17 protein-coding genes are annotated in these 17,087 nt (G+C 56.8%); 8 read left to right on the top strand and 9 right to left on the bottom strand.

The window, feature by feature from the left end; all coding sequences use genetic code 11:
* Positions 1 to 69 precede the first annotated feature (69 nt).
* Both IM317_RS05405 and IM317_RS05400 read left to right on the top strand, forming a co-directional pair.
* Positions 70 to 609 (top strand): isochorismatase family protein, encoded by a 540-nt coding sequence (locus IM317_RS05405; protein WP_033147008.1) that lies wholly within the window; start codon positions 70 to 72, stop codon positions 607 to 609.
* A complete protein-coding gene (locus IM317_RS05400; protein WP_033147007.1) occupies positions 609 to 1,529 on the top strand; it encodes a GlxA family transcriptional regulator in 921 nt (306 codons plus the stop codon). Before IM317_RS05405 ends, IM317_RS05400 begins: the two co-directional genes overlap by 1 nt.
* Here IM317_RS05400 and IM317_RS05395 read toward each other — a convergent pair.
* Positions 1,522 to 2,517, bottom strand: coding sequence for an acyltransferase (locus tag IM317_RS05395; protein WP_033147006.1), 996 nt, complete (start codon positions 2,515 to 2,517; stop codon positions 1,522 to 1,524). The two genes, IM317_RS05400 and IM317_RS05395, sit on opposite strands and share 8 nt — an antisense overlap.
* A gap of 183 nt (positions 2,518 to 2,700) precedes the next feature.
* Between IM317_RS05395 and IM317_RS05390 the strand changes: the two genes are divergently transcribed.
* The 3 genes from IM317_RS05390 (at position 2,701) to glyS (ending at position 6,158) form a co-directional block, all read left to right on the top strand.
* On the top strand, positions 2,701 to 3,006 hold the full coding sequence (locus IM317_RS05390; protein ID WP_033147005.1) for a YsaB family lipoprotein: 306 nt from the start codon (positions 2,701 to 2,703) through the stop codon (positions 3,004 to 3,006).
* A gap of 161 nt (positions 3,007 to 3,167) precedes the next feature.
* Positions 3,168 to 4,079 carry a glycine--tRNA ligase subunit alpha gene (gene glyQ, locus IM317_RS05385; RefSeq protein WP_003860141.1) on the top strand — a complete coding sequence of 304 codons (912 nt, stop codon included), beginning with the start codon at positions 3,168 to 3,170 and terminating at the stop codon, positions 4,077 to 4,079.
* A gap of 9 nt (positions 4,080 to 4,088) precedes the next feature.
* A complete protein-coding gene (gene glyS, locus IM317_RS05380; RefSeq protein WP_033147004.1) occupies positions 4,089 to 6,158 on the top strand; it encodes a glycine--tRNA ligase subunit beta in 2,070 nt (689 codons plus the stop codon).
* A gap of 92 nt (positions 6,159 to 6,250) precedes the next feature.
* On the opposite strand, the gene IM317_RS05375 is transcribed toward glyS, so the two are convergent.
* Positions 6,251 to 6,688, bottom strand: a complete 438-nt coding sequence (locus IM317_RS05375; RefSeq protein WP_033147003.1) for a hypothetical protein — start codon at positions 6,686 to 6,688, stop codon at positions 6,251 to 6,253.
* Positions 6,689 to 7,406: 718 nt separating this feature from the next.
* Between IM317_RS05375 and IM317_RS05370 the strand changes: the two genes are divergently transcribed.
* Positions 7,407 to 9,026: an ABC-F family ATP-binding cassette domain-containing protein gene (locus IM317_RS05370; RefSeq protein ID WP_033147002.1), complete on the top strand. Its 1,620-nt coding sequence runs from the start codon at positions 7,407 to 7,409 to the stop codon at positions 9,024 to 9,026.
* Between the two features lie 39 nt (positions 9,027 to 9,065).
* On the opposite strand, the gene IM317_RS05365 is transcribed toward IM317_RS05370, so the two are convergent.
* Entirely contained in the window at positions 9,066 to 9,353 is a 288-nt protein-coding gene (locus tag IM317_RS05365; RefSeq protein WP_029740975.1) for an HTH-type transcriptional regulator, read from the bottom strand.
* Between the two features lie 331 nt (positions 9,354 to 9,684).
* Here IM317_RS05365 and IM317_RS05360 point away from each other — a divergent pair, with 331 nt between their 5' ends.
* Together IM317_RS05360 and cspA are read left to right on the top strand one after the other, a co-directional pair.
* On the top strand, positions 9,685 to 10,395 hold the full coding sequence (locus IM317_RS05360) for a DUF3053 domain-containing protein (protein WP_023309949.1): 711 nt from the start codon (positions 9,685 to 9,687) through the stop codon (positions 10,393 to 10,395).
* A 248-nt stretch (positions 10,396 to 10,643) separates the two neighbouring features.
* On the top strand, positions 10,644 to 10,856 hold the full coding sequence (cspA, locus tag IM317_RS05355) for an RNA chaperone/antiterminator CspA (protein ID WP_003860775.1): 213 nt from the start codon (positions 10,644 to 10,646) through the stop codon (positions 10,854 to 10,856).
* 58 nt (positions 10,857 to 10,914) lie between these two features.
* Here the strand turns inward: cspA and ghrB are convergent, their stop codons facing one another.
* The 6 genes from ghrB to IM317_RS05325 all read right to left on the bottom strand — a co-directional run bounded on the left by ghrB (position 10,915) and on the right by IM317_RS05325 (position 17,013).
* On the bottom strand, positions 10,915 to 11,889 hold the full coding sequence (ghrB, locus tag IM317_RS05350; RefSeq protein WP_033147000.1) for a glyoxylate/hydroxypyruvate reductase GhrB: 975 nt from the start codon (positions 11,887 to 11,889) through the stop codon (positions 10,915 to 10,917).
* Between the two features lie 26 nt (positions 11,890 to 11,915).
* Positions 11,916 to 13,196, bottom strand: coding sequence for an MFS transporter (locus IM317_RS05345; RefSeq protein ID WP_023309951.1), 1,281 nt, complete (start codon positions 13,194 to 13,196; stop codon positions 11,916 to 11,918).
* A 162-nt stretch (positions 13,197 to 13,358) separates the two neighbouring features.
* Entirely contained in the window at positions 13,359 to 14,297 is a 939-nt protein-coding gene (locus IM317_RS05340) for a sugar kinase (RefSeq protein WP_033146999.1), read from the bottom strand.
* A 3-nt stretch (positions 14,298 to 14,300) separates the two neighbouring features.
* Positions 14,301 to 15,050 carry a sugar phosphate isomerase/epimerase gene (locus tag IM317_RS05335; RefSeq protein ID WP_033146998.1) on the bottom strand — a complete coding sequence of 250 codons (750 nt, stop codon included), beginning with the start codon at positions 15,048 to 15,050 and terminating at the stop codon, positions 14,301 to 14,303.
* A gap of 103 nt (positions 15,051 to 15,153) precedes the next feature.
* On the bottom strand, positions 15,154 to 16,170 hold the full coding sequence (locus tag IM317_RS05330) for a LacI family DNA-binding transcriptional regulator (RefSeq protein WP_023309954.1): 1,017 nt from the start codon (positions 16,168 to 16,170) through the stop codon (positions 15,154 to 15,156).
* 180 nt (positions 16,171 to 16,350) lie between these two features.
* Positions 16,351 to 17,013 carry an OmpA family lipoprotein gene (locus IM317_RS05325; RefSeq protein ID WP_024909080.1) on the bottom strand — a complete coding sequence of 221 codons (663 nt, stop codon included), beginning with the start codon at positions 17,011 to 17,013 and terminating at the stop codon, positions 16,351 to 16,353.
* Positions 17,014 to 17,087 lie beyond the last annotated feature (74 nt).

Raw genomic sequence — 17,087 nt, 5'->3', positions numbered from 1 at the left:
TTTTTGGTCTGTGCGTGCCTTCATTTCCTTGCCAGTATGGTGTTACACCCACTGGCGAGGAGAACCATCATGTCACGCATTGCATTAATCAACATCGATACTCAGCAGTCATTCCATCACCGCAATTACTGGCATGAAAGCGAGATCCCTGCCTTTCAGCAGGCGATGCTGGGGCTGATCGAAGGCTGCCAGGCGCACAATATTCCGGTCGTTGATATTTTTCACGTGGATGAAGAAGGTCCTTTCACCCTCGAAAGCGGCTATGTCAAACCGATGGCCTTTTTACGTCATCAGCCGGATGTGGTTTTCCAGAAACACGTCCATAATGCCTTCACGGATACCGGGCTTGACCGCTGGCTGCGCGAGCGTGATATCAACCAGCTGATTATCTGCGGCATTCGCACTGAACAATGCTGTGAAACCACCGCCCGGGTGGCATCCGATCTGGGTTATGCTGTGACCTTTGTTAGTGAGGCAACGCTGACGTTTCCCATGACGTACAAGGGGATAACCCTTAGCGCAGCGGAAATTCGCCATCGTACCGAGACGGTACTGTCCGGGCGTTTTGCCGAGATTAAAACGGTAGCGGAGACGCTGGAGTCACTGTAATGCGCATCGACGTCTGGTTCGTGATGTTGCCCGGGGTGCTGTCATTAGACATGACCGGCCCGGCAGAAACCTTTGTGCTGGCAGGCGACGCGTTTCGCCTGCATTACATTGGCCCGCAGCCGGAGGTTCCGACGTCCATTGGCCTGACGATGAGCGGCATTCAGCCGCTGCCGGAGCGTCTGCCGGAAGGCAGCCTGCTGGTGCTGCCGGGTGTGAGCGACTCCCGCAGTCAGTTCTCAACGCCACAGGCGCAGCAGATCCAGCACTGGCTGATGCGCCTGCAGCCGCAGATCCAACGCCAGGAAATCACCGTGATGTGCGTCTGTTCAGGGGCCTTACTGGCGGCGAAATCGGGCCTGTTGAACAACCGACAGTGCACGACCCATCATGACGTTATTAGCCGTTTACGCACCGCGGCCCCCACGGCGACGATTAAAGAAAACCGCATCTTTGTGCAGGATGAGAATATCTGGACCAGCGCGGGGATCACGTCAGGCATCGATCTGGCGCTGCACATGATTAACCGCCTGTGCGGCCCCGAAAAGGCGCTGACCGTAGCGCGTGAAATGGTGGTCTGGTTCCGCCGTTCCGGTGACGATCCCCAGCTCTCTCCGTGGCTACGCTATCGCAATCATCTTCACCCGGCGATTCATCGGGCGCAGGATGCGCTCACCGCCGACCCGCAAAAAACGTGGAGCTTGCCTGACATTGCCGCACTGGCGCACGTCAGCCCGCGTCATCTCACCCGGCTTTTTCAGTCACATTTAGGGATTAGCGTTCGCGATTATCTGGAACAGCTGCGTCTGGCGGTGGCGGAGCAGTGGCTGATACAGGGGCGCGGCGTTGAGCAGGCTTCACTGGCGGCAGGGTTTTCCTCCCCGCGCCAGTACCATCGCGCCCGGCAGCGAAGCATTAGCTGACGAAGCGGCGAACGTCTATTTTTTGCAGCAGCATCGACAGCAGCAGGCTGATCGCCAGCGTGGCGGCAAAAATCCAGACCATATCCAGCACCGGCCAGCTTTTTAGCTCAACGCCTCTCGTGCGCAGCGCGTGGATCACCAGCGCGTGAAAACCGTAAATCCCGAGAGAGTGCCGCGAGATAATACTCAGCACGGGAAGGGCGCGCGTGTTCAGGGTATTTTTGGCAAGCGTGAGCAGCGAAACGGCACAGATAAAGACCATCGGCCCGCAATAGAGATACCAGGTATCGGCAAAATTGCCGCGCCACTGCAATTCGTGCAGCGTCCCGCGTGAAATCACTGCCACGCCAGCGATAAACAGCGCCCCGCAGAGCCAGTTCAGCCCGCGTTTTTGCGTGTCCATCATCCCGATGGCGCGCCCCAGCATGCCGTAAAGCACGTAGTAAAAAGTATCGCCGTTGATATAGAGATTGACCGGCAGCCACTCAAATCCGTCGATTTTCTGTGAGAGCGTATTCGGGTTGGCGACAATGCCGATAACCACCATCAGGGCCAGCAGCATTTTACCGCTGACGTTTTTTACCTGGATGAGCGGGGAGACCAGATAGATAACGATAATGGCGAAGAAGAACCACAGGTGATAGAACACCGGTTTTTGCAGCACGTATTTCAGCGATAGCCCGGCGTTAATGGAGGTGAACAGCGTGATATAGAGCAGGGCAACGGCGCTGTAGAACCCCAGGCAGGCCGCGATGCGGATGAAGTGCCGCGGCTGCGCGCTACGCTCGCCAAAAAAGAGAAAGCCGGAAATCATAAAGAACAGCGGCACGCTGACGCGTGACGCAGAGTTGAGAATATTGGCGATATCCCAGTTAACGGGGCTGATGCTGTGGGCATTCGTGACGTACCAGGTCGTCGTGTGGATCATGACCACCATCAGACACGCTATTCCTCGCAGGTTATCAATCCAGTTAATTTTTGACTGCATCAGTTCCTCGTATTCCCTGTAAATTGAGTGTGACTGCCATTGTCCAAAAGTCTTCGCTTGGAAAAGTCTGAGTTTTATTCAGCAGGCTTGTAGGGAGGCCGCGAGATTCGCAGAATGCCGGACCGTAATCTATAAAAGCTTTGATACTAAAAATAACAGCCACTGACCAGGGCGGTAATAAAAATGATGATGAAGCGTGTGGCGTCACTCTTTCTGCTGTTGAGCCTGGCGGGATGCAGCGCGCCGCAAGAAGCACCTGTGCAGAAAGCGCAGCAGGGTAAAATGAGCCCGGAACGTTCACTGAATATGGAAGCGCTCTGTAAAGATCGGGCCGCTCGCCGCTATAACTCGGACGTACAGAAAATTGATGTCACCGGGTTTGAGCGTTTTCAGGGAAGCTATGAGCTGCGGGGACATACGTCGCGCAAAGAGGGCTTTGTCTGCTCGTTTGATGCGGACGGTCAGTTTTTACACCTCTCCATGCGCTAGCCTGCTCGTATAATCAACAGCCAGACGCCGTCAGCGTTCTGGCCGGAAGGCTTATTTCCCCAATTTTCCCTAAACAACCCCGTTTCGTACTGTATATCTTGCAGCCAGCGGGTATACTGGTCCCTTCCATTTAAAACCACACGTATCCAGCACGAAATACTATGCAAAAGTTTGATACCAAGACCTTCCAGGGCCTGATCCTGACCTTACAGGATTACTGGGCTCGTCAGGGCTGTACCATTGTTCAACCTTTGGACATGGAAGTCGGCGCCGGCACTTCACACCCGATGACCAGCCTGCGCGCGTTGGGGCCAGAGCCAATGGCGACCGCGTATGTGCAGCCTTCCCGTCGTCCGACCGATGGTCGTTACGGTGAGAACCCGAACCGTCTGCAGCATTACTATCAGTTCCAGGTGGTGATTAAGCCATCACCAGACAACATTCAGGAACTGTACCTCGGGTCGCTGAAAGAGCTGGGTATGGATCCAACCATTCACGACATTCGTTTCGTGGAAGATAACTGGGAAAACCCAACGCTGGGTGCCTGGGGTCTGGGTTGGGAAGTGTGGCTGAACGGCATGGAAGTGACCCAGTTCACTTACTTCCAGCAGGTTGGCGGTCTGGAATGTAAGCCGATCACCGGTGAAATCACCTACGGTCTGGAACGTCTGGCGATGTACATTCAGGGCGTAGACAGCGTTTACGACCTGGTCTGGAGCGACGGGCCGCTGGGTAAAACCACCTACGGCGACGTGTTCCATCAGAACGAAGTGGAGCAATCCACCTATAACTTCGAATACGCGGACGTGGACTTCCTGTTCACCTGCTTCGAGCAGTATGAGAAAGAAGCGCAGCAGCTGCTGGCGCTGGAAACACCGCTGCCGCTGCCTGCCTACGAGCGTATTCTGAAGGCCGCCCACAGCTTCAACCTGCTGGACGCCCGCAAAGCCATCTCCGTGACTGAACGTCAGCGCTACATTCTGCGTATTCGTACCCTGACCAAAGCCGTTGCAGAAGCTTACTATGCGTCCCGTGAAGCCCTTGGCTTCCCGATGTGCAACCGAAACAAATAAGAGGCGGCCATGTCTGAGAAAACTTTCCTGGTGGAAATCGGCACCGAAGAGCTGCCACCAAAAGCCCTGCGCAGCCTGGCTGAATCTTTCGCTGCGAACGTGACCGCCGAGCTGGATAACGCTGGCCTGGCACACGGTAAAATTGAGTGGTTTGCTGCACCGCGCCGTCTGGCGCTGAAAGTGGCAAATCTGGCGGCGTCTCAGCCGGATCGCGAAGTCGAAAAACGTGGCCCGGCGATTGCCCAGGCGTTTGACGCGGAAGGCAAGCCGAGCAAAGCGGCTGAAGGCTGGGCGCGCGGTTGCGGCATCACCGTTGATCAGGCCGAGCGTCTGACCACGGATAAAGGCGAGTGGCTGCTGTATCGTGCGCACGTGAAAGGCGAAAGTGCTGAAGCGCTGCTGCCGGACATGATTGCCACGTCTCTGGCGAAGCTGCCGATTCCTAAGCTGATGCGCTGGGGCGCGTCTGACGTGCACTTCGTGCGTCCGGTGCACACCGTGACCCTGCTGCTGGGCGATACCGTTATCCCGGCGACCATTCTGGGCGTGGCGTCCGATCGCGTGATCCGCGGCCATCGCTTTATGGGCGAGCCAGAGTTCACCATCGACAATGCCGACCAGTATCCGCAGATCCTGCTGGAGCGCGGTAAGGTCATTGCCGACTACGAGCAGCGTAAAGCCAAAATCAAAGCGGACGCGGAAGACGCGGCGCGCAAGATTGGCGGTAACGCAGACCTGAGCGACAGCCTGCTGGAAGAAGTCACCTCTCTGGTTGAATGGCCAGTTGTGCTGACGGCGAAGTTCGAAGAGAAATTCCTGGCCGTTCCGGCTGAAGCGCTGGTATACACCATGAAGGGTGACCAGAAGTACTTCCCGGTCTATGCCAACGACGGCAAGCTGCTGCCAAACTTCATCTTCGTGGCGAACATCGAATCGAAAGATCCGATCCAGATTATCTCCGGTAACGAGAAGGTGGTGCGTCCACGTCTGGCAGATGCGGAGTTCTTCTTCAATACCGACCGTAAAAAGCGTCTGGAAGATCATCTCCCGCGCCTGCAGACCGTGCTGTTCCAGCAGCAGCTGGGTACGCTGCGCGACAAGACCGACCGTATTGCGGAACTGTCCGGCTGGATTGCCCGTGAAATCGGTGCAGACGTCAACCACGCGACGCGTGCAGGCCTGCTGTCCAAGTGCGACCTGATGACTAACATGGTGTTCGAATTTACCGACACCCAGGGCGTGATGGGCATGCACTACGCGCGTCACGATGGCGAAGCGGAAGACGTGGCCGTCGCCCTGAACGAGCAGTATCAGCCGCGCTTTGCGGGTGACGAACTGCCGTCCAACCCGGTTGCATGTGCCGTCGCAATTGCCGATAAGATGGACACCCTGGCGGGTATCTTTGGTATCGGTCAGCATCCGAAAGGCGACAAAGATCCGTTTGCGCTGCGTCGTGCCGCGCTGGGCGTGCTGCGTATCATCGTTGAGAAGAACCTGAACCTCGATCTGCAGACCCTGACCGAAGAAGCGGTGCGTCTGTACGGTGACAAGCTGACCAACGCGAAGGTTGTGGATGACGTGATCGACTTTATGCTCGGTCGTTTCCGCGCATGGTATCAGGACGAAGGTTACACCGTTGACACCATTCAGGCGGTGCTGGCGCGTCGTCCAACCCGTCCGGCTGATTTCGATGCGCGTATGAAGGCGGTTTCCCACTTCCGTACGCTGGAAGCGGCATCTGCCCTGGCCGCGGCCAACAAGCGCGTATCCAACATTCTGGCGAAATCCGACGAGACGCTGAACGAGCGTGTGAACGCCGCAACCCTGAAAGAGCCGGAAGAGATCGCTCTGGCGATGCAGGTTGTGGTGCTGCGCGACAAGCTCGAGCCGTACTTCGCGGAAGGTCGCTACCAGGAAGCGCTGGTGGAGCTGGCCGAGCTGCGTGACGTTATCGACGCCTTCTTCGAGAAAGTGATGGTGAACGTAGAAGATAAAGAACTGCGTATTAACCGTCTCTCCATGCTCGAGAAACTTCGCGAGCTGTTCCTGCGCGTAGCGGATATTTCGCTGCTGCAGTGATGTGCCGCTGTTACACATGCTAAAAACCCGCTTCGGCGGGTTTTTTTATGGGTCTTTTGTAGGCCGGATAAGCGCAGCGCCATCCGGCAGGTTTAGCCGATCGCGATTGTGCCTTCGTCTGTCTGCAGCCAGCGCGGTGCCTTCAGCGTATCGGCAAAGTAGCTGACCAGCTCGCACAGCAAATCTTCCATCACGATTTCAGATTGTCGCGGCAGTGAGCCGTTCATCAGCATCTGCGTAAGCTCCTGACAGTAGCGCCCCAGCTGATCGCATTCGGGTTCGAAAGCCGGAACGCATGACGGGAGTTCCTTCACGGTCAGGCTGGCTTTTAAAGCGTCCGGAACAGGATCCAGAAGCGTGGGTTGCAGAAGATTCAGACAGGCATAAAGTCTGCCGTAAAGGGCCATTTTTGGGGCGGGTTCTTCGCAATCGACCAGTGCGTCGGTAAAACGTTCGCAGTTATCCGCCAGTTCGGTGAAGTCGGTGGCATGGTTGAAGGGCAGGGTGATTAAAGAGTTAATCAATGACATAAAATAACCTCAGTGAGTGGTATATCTTCCGCCACGGGAGGTTCCAGGCTCGCTGGTGGCGGAACCGAACAAGGTTGGAACGACTGGCCTCACTGACACCAGCGCGCTTTGCAGCGCCCCTGTCCGGCCCGCCATTGAGATGCAACAGGCCGTACGACACAGAGCCTGTGTCGCCAGTGAAGTGATTCAGGGTTCCAATCCCGGCACCTGATTTTGCAGATGCGAAGAGAACTTACTGCTCATCAAAACAGGCGGCAACAGTTTTGAGCTATGTTGCTGAGGATATTACCATTTCTGGAAAGAGGCTCGCAAAATTACCGTAATGAGAAGCATACTGCGGGTAGAGGTTTTACAGCGACGCCATGGCGGTGGCGATTGAGCCGCCCTGGCACGTTCACAGGCCATGTCGTTACAGAGTAGCAAGGAACAACCCCCACAGCCGTATGTTCCCCCTCACCCCAGCCCTCTCCCTCAAGGGAGAGGGGGCCGTCTGTGCAGGCAATATTTGGTGGGGATCCCTCAGCCCAAAGGGAGAGGGAGTATAAGTCGTCCAAAATTTAACCTTGAAACCTTCAACACATTACCGCTATCCTTAACGCGTTAACTTTCTCGCGCTGGAGCGCCCCCCAAAAATGAACAAACACGACTGATGAATTTCGATCCTTGCTAAACGCCACCGCGTCGGCAGGGGATGTTTTGATTTCATTCAGGAGTGCTTATGGCTCATTTTGCGCAGTCCCCTTCTTTTATTTTGCATCAGGTCACCTGTCAGTTTCCGACGGGCGATACCCTTTTTGGTCCGCTGAATCTCACGCTGGAACCCTCCCTGTGCGCGCTGGTTGGCCGTAACGGCAGCGGGAAAACGCGTCTGTTGCGTCTGCTGGCGGGGTTGGACGAACCGGCTACCGGTCATATTGAACGCTTTAGCTCGCATGTCTATGTGGCGCAGCAGCACGTCATTTCTCCGCAGACGACGCTTGCTGAACTGCTCGGGTATGACGCTATTTTTGCGGCGCGTAAGCGCATCGACAGCGGCGATTATCAGCCTGACGATCTGGACACGCTCGACGGCCGCTGGGATGTCGCCGAGCGTCTGAGCGAAGCCTTTATCAATGCGAATCTCCCGCCGTTTGACCCGGATAAACCCGCCGGTGAGCTCAGCGGCGGCGAGCGCATTCGCGCCCTGCTGTGCGGGGTGTTTACGGCTGAAGCCGATTTCATGCTGCTGGACGAGCCCACTAACCATCTGGACCGACAGGGCCGGACGTGGTTCTACGACCAGCTCAGCCGTTTTCAGGGCGGCGTGCTGGTGGCTTCCCATGACCGCGAACTTCTGGAGCAGGTGCCGCGTATCCTTGAACTGAGCGCCTCGGGTCTGCGCAGCTACGGCGGGAATTATGCGGATTATCAAACCCAGCGCGATGCCGAACAGCAGGCGGCCCGCGCGTCGCTGGAACATGCTGCAACCGAGCGCAAACGCACTCGGGCACGCATGCAAAAAGAGCATGATGACAGTCAGCGGCGTTCGGCAAAGACATTGCGCACCGTCGATACCCTGAATATCGCGTCGTTCGAGCGGGTCAAATATAAAGGCGCGGCAAAGGAGCGGATCGGCGCCTGGAAAAAACAGCACAGCGAGCAAAATGATGCCCTCAACGCCGCGGTAAATAAGGCGCGTGAACGCGTTGAGGAAGATAGCCCGGTAATGTTCACCCTGCCGGGGAGCCAGATCCCGGAGGGGAAGCAGGTGCTGGTGCTGGAGGATCTGGTGCTGCCGCATGCGCCTGTTCCTCCGCTCAACTGGCGGATGGACGGACCGATGCGCGTGGCGTTAAAGGGACCGAACGGCTGCGGAAAATCGACGCTGTTAAAAATCCTCCTCGGCGAGATAGCCCCCCGTTCGGGTACCTGTAAGGTTTCAGTCAGCTGCGCTTATCTTGATCAACATCTTTCCCGGCTCGATCTTTCACAGTCGGTCATGACGCATTTCAACCTGAGTCATACGCCTCTGGAAGAGGGGGTATTGCGAACCCGTCTGGCGCAGCTTCAACTAGGGGCCGACAAAGTTACGCTCCCGCTGGCGGAGCTCAGCGGCGGCGAGCGTCTTAAGGCCGCCCTGGCATGCGTGCTGTGGCGTGCGGAGGCCACGCAGCTTCTGCTGCTGGATGAACCGACCAACCATCTGGATTTAGCCTCGGTCCAGGCCATTGAAGCGGCGCTGTCCAGTTTCCCCGGGGCTCTGCTGGTGGTATCGCACGATGAGGCTTTTCTAAGAGGCTTAGCGTTAACGCATGAATGGGTATGGGAAGAGGCGGGCTGGCGTTGCGAGAGCCTTTAAAACACAAGCCCCCGCAAAGGCGGGGGCATTCAATCTTCACTACGCTATCTGTTTGCTGAGTGCAGGGTTGGCCTGAATCAGGCGCATCAGCCTTAACTCGGTTGGGGTGGGTTTCTCACGTTTTGACTCCCACTCCTGCACCATAGCCACGCTGACACCCATCGCTCTGGCGAATTCTTCCGTTTTCAGTCCTGTCCCTTTGCGCAATTGCTCATATTCTGTAAAGGGATTGGATTTTTGTTGCAGGGTAATCGCCTGCGGTACGTCTTTAAAAATGATCTGTTCCAGACTGCTCAGCAGTTCAAACTCAGGATCTTTATATTCCATTGAGGACTCCTCTTAAATCTCACATCGTGATCAAGAACATCAGAGAGCCAGTTAAGAATAGTCCCTAATACGAACCCAGGATCGTCACGGGTGTGATTAATCGTGCGATAACGATCGCTTTACCCGATTCAGCGATATGGATAGTTATGCTAATTACCTGATTAGTCATATGTCGGCTTCGGCAGGTATTTTTTTGTAAATGGTAAGAAATAAATCGGCAATAGCCGTTTTGCATGAAAAGAGTATCTTGCAAGGCTGACCTGGACTATCCTTGTCAGCGTCGGGCACGCGTGTGCCGGTGTGCGCTTTTTTGGGTGAAAGGAGTAATAAAATGGCGACAGGAAAGTCCTGCTCTCGCTGGTTTGCGCCTATTGCGGCGTTGTTGATGGTTGTTAGCCTGAGTGGGTGTTTTGATAAAGAAGGCGATCAGCGCAAAGCGTTTATCGATTTTCTGCAGAATACAGTGATGCGCAGCGGCGAGCGGTTGCCGACGCTGACTGCGGATCAGAAAAAACAGTTTGGCCCCTTCGTGTCCGATTACGCCATTCTTTATGGTTATTCACAGCAGGTGAGCCAGGCGATGGATTCCGGTATCCGTCCGGTAGTGGATAGCGTGAACGCCATTCGCGTTCCGCAGGATTATATGACGCAGCGTGAACCGCTTCGCCAGTCCAACGGTGCGCTTGGCGTGCTGAGCCAGCAGTTGCAGAATGCGAAAATGCAGGCTGACGCTTCACGTTCTGCGCTGAAGCAGGGTGACGATCTCAAACCTGTCTTCGACAAAGTATATGAGAAAGTGGTGACGAAACCGTCTGAAGCGCTGCAACCGCTGATTCCGGCCGCGCAAATCTTCACGCAGCAGCTGGTTCAGGTGGGCGACTTTATTGCCCAGCAGGATACTCAGGTGAGCTTTGTTGCCAACGGCATTCAGTTCCCGACCTCGCAGCAGGCAAGCCAGTACAATACGCTGATTGGGCCGCTGGCCTCCCAGCATCAGGCCTTTAGCCAAGCCTGGAGTGCCGCTGTCACGGCCACAGAATAAACCGAAAAAACCCCGCGCCTGGCGGGGTTTTTTTTATGCTTATCGAAAATAACGCTTGTCATTCTTCTACCACATCGGTATAACTATCCCCGTCGGTTTGTTACACAGACCTAAAGCAGTTTAGTAAAGCAGTCCAGATTGTTATCCATAGATACCCTTCGTTGTGACCCTTCCTTCATCGCTTAAAAATCTGTAACGCAATCCATCAAGCCGGAAGGCTCAATATATTTGTTAATAAGGTAATTTCTATGTCTGCTAAAATGACTGGTCTGGTAAAATGGTTCAACGCTGATAAAGGTTTCGGCTTCATCACTCCTGACGATGGCTCTAAAGACGTGTTCGTACACTTCTCTGCTATCCAGAACGATGGCTACAAATCTCTGGACGAAGGTCAGAAAGTGTCCTTCACCATCGAAAGCGGCGCTAAAGGCCCAGCAGCTGGTAACGTTGTAAGCCTGTAAGCTTCCAACCCAGTAGCACAAAATTCAAAAACCCGCCTTCTGGCGGGTTTTTTCATTTCTATTGTTGCACCTGCGGGTTCACGCAGTTTATCTCCACCTTTCCGCTTAGGGCGGCGATAAGGTTATCGACCGCAGTGGCCGCCATGTTGTAGCGCGTCTCATGGGTGGCTGAGCCGATGTGGGGCAGGGCGACGACGTTTGGCATTGTCAGCAGCGGGGAGTCCACCGGCAGCGGCTCCTGTTCAAACACGTCCAGACCTGCGGCATGGATCTCACCGTTCTGCAGGGCTTCAATCAGCGCCTTCTCATCTACCACCGGGCCACGACCCGCGTTGATGAAAATGGCGGATTTCTTCATTTTTTCAAATGCGGATTTGCCAATCAGATGACGCGTTTCGTCCGTCAGCGGCAGAACCAGACAAACAAAATCGGCTTCCTGCAGCAGAGTATCCAGCTCGCAGTAGCGGGCGTTGAAGCGTTCTTCGGCTTCACTGTGATGACGGCGCGCGTTATACAGAATCGGCATGTTAAAACCAAAATGCGCGCGCTGCGCCAGTGCCAGCCCAATGCGCCCCATGCCAACAATGCCCAGCGTTTTGCCGTTAACGTCCACGCCGAACCAGTCCGGTCCAATGCTTTTTGTCCATTCGCCCGCTTTCACGCGCTCGGCCACTTCCACCACGCGACGGGCCGTGGTGAGTACCAGCGCCATCAGCGTATCGGCCACGGTTTCCGTCAGGGCATGGGGGGTGTGCATCAGCAGGATCTTGCGGGCGTTAAGGGCATCCACATCGAAATTGTCGTAACCCACGGAAACGGTAGAGGTAGCACGAAGCTTCGGCATTTTCTCCAGCAGGGCGACATCCACTTTCTCGCTTGAACCCAGCAGGCCTTCGGCGCTGGCGAACGCTTCGGCGTGCTGCGCCACGGTTTCCGGGCTCAGGTTCTTCACCAGCGTGACGGTGAAGTGTTCTTCAAGGCGTTTCTGCAGATCTTCCGGCAGTGCTTTGTACAAAATGACGGACGGCTTCATGCTAATCTCCATTGATTTTTAAGGATTCAGGCGTGGCGTGCGCCGACAGGGTGTTGTTGATTATTAGCAGGCTTAACAATCAGAGTAAGCCACACGGAGGCGAAAAGCGCCACCCCCATAAAGATGTACGATGCGGACGGGCTGCCGGTGGCACCGTTCAGGTAGCCGACGAACCAGGAGCCGCAGAACGACCCCAGCGCACCCATACTGTTAATCAGCGCCATCGCGCCACCCGCGACGTTACGCGGCAGCATTTCCGGGATGATGGCAAAGAACGGACCATACGGGGCATACATGGCGGCACCGGCGACCACCAGCAGGGTATAAGAGGCCCAGAAGTGATTTGCACCCACGGCCCACGAGCCGATAAAGGCAAAAGCAGCGATCAGCAGCAGCGGCCAGACAAACAATTTTCGGTTCTGCAGCTTGTCCGACGCCCAGGAGACGACGATCATGGCGATGGTCGCGGCCAGATACGGTACGGAAGAGAGCCAGCCCACTTCTACCATGCCGAGGTTTTCGCCGCCGCTGCGGATAATCGACGGCAGCCACAGCACAAAGCCGTACACGCCAATGCTCCAGGTAAAGTACTGCGCGCAGAGCAGGATCACGTTACGCGAGCGGAAGGCTTCACCGTAGTTGCGTACCGCCTTCAGACCTTGCTGTTCTTTATCCAGCTGCGCCTGCAGCGCCGCTTTTTCATCTTCGGAAAGCCATTTCGCCTGGGCAGGTTTATCTTTTACCAGCACCCACCAGCAGAATGCCCAGATCACTGCCGGAACCCCTTCGATGATAAACATCTCGCGCCAGCCGAAGGACTGGATCAGGTAGCCAGACACCACCGACATCCACAGCACCGTCACCGGGTTACCGAGGATCAGGAAGGTATTCGCGCGCGAGCGTTCAGATTTGGTAAACCAGTTGCTGATGTAGATCAGCATCGCCGGCATGACCGCCGCCTCAACGACGCCGAGGATAAAGCGAATGGCGGCCAGGGCAGGAATATTGTTCACCACGCCGGTCAGTGACGCGCAGGCGCCCCACAGGATCAGACAGACGAAGATCAGCTTACGCACGCTGCGGCGTTCCGCGTAAATCGCGCCGGGGATCTGGAAGAAGAAGTAGCCCAGGAAGAAAAGGGCACCCAGCAGGGAGGAAATACCTTTGGTGATGCCAAGGTCCTCTGTAATCCCCGCCGCGGACGCGAAGCTGAAGTTGGCACGGTCAAGGTATGCCAGGCTGTACGTGATAAACACGATTGGCATGATGTACCACCAGCGTTTTACTGCATTGGTCGAACTGTTCATAGGCTTGCCTCTGTTGTTGAGGTTGTTACCGCCGTTGTCTGTAGGGTACACGGTGGCTTGTTTTGCTGAGTGCGATTTATGCCCCTCACCCCGGCCCTCTTCCCAGAGGGAGCAAGTCATTCCCTCGCCCCTCTGGGGAGAGGGTTAGGGTGAGGGGGATGTTTATTCGTTAAGCTCTGCTCGCGTTGGTAATCCTTCGCTGTCGCCCTGCACCTGGATGGCCAACGAGCCAATCTTGTTGCCTCGCGCCACGGCCTGCAGCAGCGTTTTGCCTTCCAGTAGGGCGCTAATCACGCCCACGGCAAAACCGTCGCCCGCGCCGACGGTGTCGACCACGTTCTCAACCTTGACCGCCGCGACCGCGCCCTGTTCGCCGTCGGCCGTCTTAAACCATGCGCCATCGGCGCCGGTCTTCAGCACCACCGCTTTTACTCCTTTATTCAGGTAGAAATCGGCAATGCCTTCCGGTGTGCTTTCGCCGGTCAGGATCATCCCTTCTTTCAGGCCCGGCAGAACCCAGTCCGCTCTGAACGCCAGACGGTTGAGCTTCTCGACCATTTCCGCTTCGCTTTTCCACAGCACCGGGCGCAGGTTCGGATCGAAAGAGATCGTTTTTCCCTGGGCTTTCAGAGTGGCTGCCGCGTGATCCAGCAGTTCATACGAGCTGGCAGACAGCGCTGCCGCCACGCCGCTGAGGTGCAGATGGCGCGCGGAGGCGAAATAGTCGGCGTGGTAATCCGCCACTGAGAGGTGGCTTGCGGCCGATCCCTTACGGAAATACTCCACGATGGGATCGGTTCCATTTTCGACCATTGATTTAAGCTGAAAGCCGGTAGGGAAGCGTCCGTCGAGGGTGACGCCTGCGGCATCAATACCCTCTTTTTTCAGCGAGTCGAGAACGAAATGGCCAAAGCTGTCGTCCCCCACGCGGCTGACCCAGCCCACGTTCAGGCCGAGACGCGCCAGGCCGGTCGCGACGTTCAGCTCTGCGCCCGCCACGCGTTTGATAAAGTGCTCTACCGCGCTCAGCTCGCCCGTTTCGGTGGCGACAAACATCGCCATGGCCTCGCCGATCGTGATGACATCCAGCGTCTTGTGCATGGCTTACTCCTCGCGCAGCAGGTTGACGTAATGGCGGGTAACGGCGGTTAAATCCGTCCCTTCCAGCGGGAACTCGATACCGCGCGGGGCATCGGCAGGCAGCTGGCCAAGCAGATCCAGCCAGCGCGCATCAGCGTGGTCCGGCGCCACGGCGCGGAAGTTATCTTTATGCGGCACGGCGGCTTTCACGTGGATATAGCTCACCGCAGGGGCCAGATTACGCGCGGCCTCTTCGGGGGAATCACCGACCCACAGCCAGTTGCCCATGTCGAAGGTCAGCGTGACGGGCAATGCCATTTCCCGACAGGCGGCCTGGAAGCGCTGCATCGGCGCGAGCTGTCCACAGTCGGTCTGATCGTTCTCCACGACCAGCGCCATGCCGCTTGCGTTCAGCAGGCTACGCAGGGCGTCGAGAGGCTGCGCGTCGCGGAAATGGCCCAGGGAAACCTTCAGCCACAGGGCGTTCAGGGTGCTGGCCTCAGAGAGATAGCGGGTCAGATCCGGGTTGAGGGTGCCGTCGGGCATAAACAGGGCGGCGGGGGCGGAGTAGCACGCCAGCAGGCCGAGCAGCTCAATGGATTCTCCCAGCGCAGGCAGCGTCAGCAGCTCTTCGCTGCTGAACAGTTCCCGGCGGATCTCCACGCCGTCTGCCCCTGCGCCTGCAATCACGGGAAGCATCGCCCGCTGACCGCCTGCCTGTCGCACCTGTTCCGCACCGTACGCGGCGGTGACCACCATAATTTTCCTGCCCATCTTCGGACTCCATCGCAACATAACAATACTATTACGCTAGATGGAACCGGTTCCAAAGAAAAGGTCAGGATGTCGAATTTATGATCGGTATCACAAGGGAAAATTAACGCGCCGTGGAGCCGCGAACGATCAGCTCGCCGGAGAAGACCTGCTCGCGAACGGCATCGCTGGTGCCTTCAATACGACGAACCACTTGTTCAACAGCAGCATAGCCAATCTGCCAGGTGGGCTGTTTGAGGGTCGTAATGCCGACGCCCGCCAGCTCCGCCCACTCCAGTTCATCAAACCCCAGCAGACCGATATCGCTGCCCCAGTGCAGGCCAATGCGCTTGAGCGAGCGGGCGACCTGAAGCGTCAGCGCCCCGTTTGCGGAGATAACGGCTTTGCGCATCCCGCGATGGCGCGTGTGGAACTGGCGCAGGGTGTTATCAAGTTGGTCGGCTTCGTGAAGCGGCGTTTCGGCATTTTCGGCGATCACGCCGGGATATCGCTCCAGCGTGGTGCGAAATGCGCTCAGGCGCTCGCGACGGGTATTGACCATCCCTAACGGTTCACTCAGAAACAGAATGGCCTCGAAGCCCTGTTCGATCAGATGTTCGGTGGCGGTCGTGGCGGCCTGGGTGTTATCCAGCCCGACCACATCGCAGGCAAATTCCGGGATTTTACGGTCGATGAGGACCATGGGCAGGGAGGATTGCTGCAGGCGGTTTAAACCCTCTTCCCGCATGCCCACCGCGTTCACCACAATCCCTTCGACCTGGTAGCTGCGCAGCAGATCGAGGTAATGCAGCTCCTGATCGACTTCGTTGTTGGTATTACAGACCAGCGGCGTGAAGCCCTTCTCGCGACAGGCGGCTTCAATACCGCTGAGCACGTTAACGGAATAGGGGTTGGTGATATCGGCGATAATAAGCCCGATAAGGCGGGTGCGGCCGCGTTTGAGCCCGCGCGCCATGAGGCTGGGACGGTAGTCGAGATCGGCAATGGCCTGTTCAATACGCGCCAGCAATGCGTCGGACAGCAGGTGTTTCTCGCCGTTAAGGTAGCGTGAAATACTGGTTTTACCGGTTTTGGCGGCTTTCGCAACGTCGCTAATGGTGGCCCGGGCTGGTTTGCTCATCGCTGATTTCCCTGAATTTAGTGAGAATACCTTAACGGGAAAATCAGACGAATCAAGTAATTTGCCCGGTGGCGCTGCGCTTACCGGAGGGTGCGGTCTGGTGCCCTCACCCCAACCCTCTCCCACGGGAGAGGGTGCCACCACTAAAAACGGCAACGAGCGTTGCCGTTTTGCTTTTACCTACTGAATTGGGCTTAACGTAATCTCAACGCGGCGGTTCTGCGCTTTGCCTTCCGCCGTGCTGTTGCTGGCGATAGGGTTGGCAGGGCCCATGCCGCTGGTGCGGATGCGGTTGGCTTCAACGCCCTGGGTGATCAGCGAGCTGGCTACGGCATCGGCGCGCTGCTGGGACAGACGCATGTTCAGATCCTGGCTGCCGGTGCTGTCGGTGTAGCCCATCACGTTCACGGCGGTCTTGTTGTACTCTTTCAGCACCATCGCCACGCCGGTCAGCGTGTTCGCGCCCGCGGGTTTCAGCGTTGCGCTGCTGCTGTCGAAGGTCACGTTGTTCGGCATATTCAGGATGATGTTATCGCCGCTGCGCGTCACGCTCACGCCGGTTCCCTTCATTTTGTCGCGCAGCTTCGCTTCCTGCACGTCCATGTAATAGCCGACGCCGCCACCCAGTGCCGCGCCCGCCGCTGCGCCAATCAGCGCGCCTTTACCGCGGTCTTTCTTGGAGGAGGAGAGCGCCCCCACGCCTGCGCCGACCAGCGAGCCGATACCCGCGCCAATGCCGGATTTACCCGCTTCACGCTCACCGGTGTAAGGGTTAGTTGTGCAGCCAGAAACAGCCAGTGCACCGCTCACCAGAGCGGCAATAACGAGTACGCGTTTTTTCATCTTCTTTCCTTAATCCTTTTTATTCTTTGCCACGGCGAGCGTGGCAGTTGATTATGACGTCCGGATACGGAGAA

Source organism: Enterobacter cloacae complex sp. S3, from assembly GCF_014930495.1.
Classification (GTDB): domain Bacteria; phylum Pseudomonadota; class Gammaproteobacteria; order Enterobacterales; family Enterobacteriaceae; genus Enterobacter; species Enterobacter asburiae_B.
This window is presented reverse-complemented; position numbering and strand designations above follow the sequence as displayed.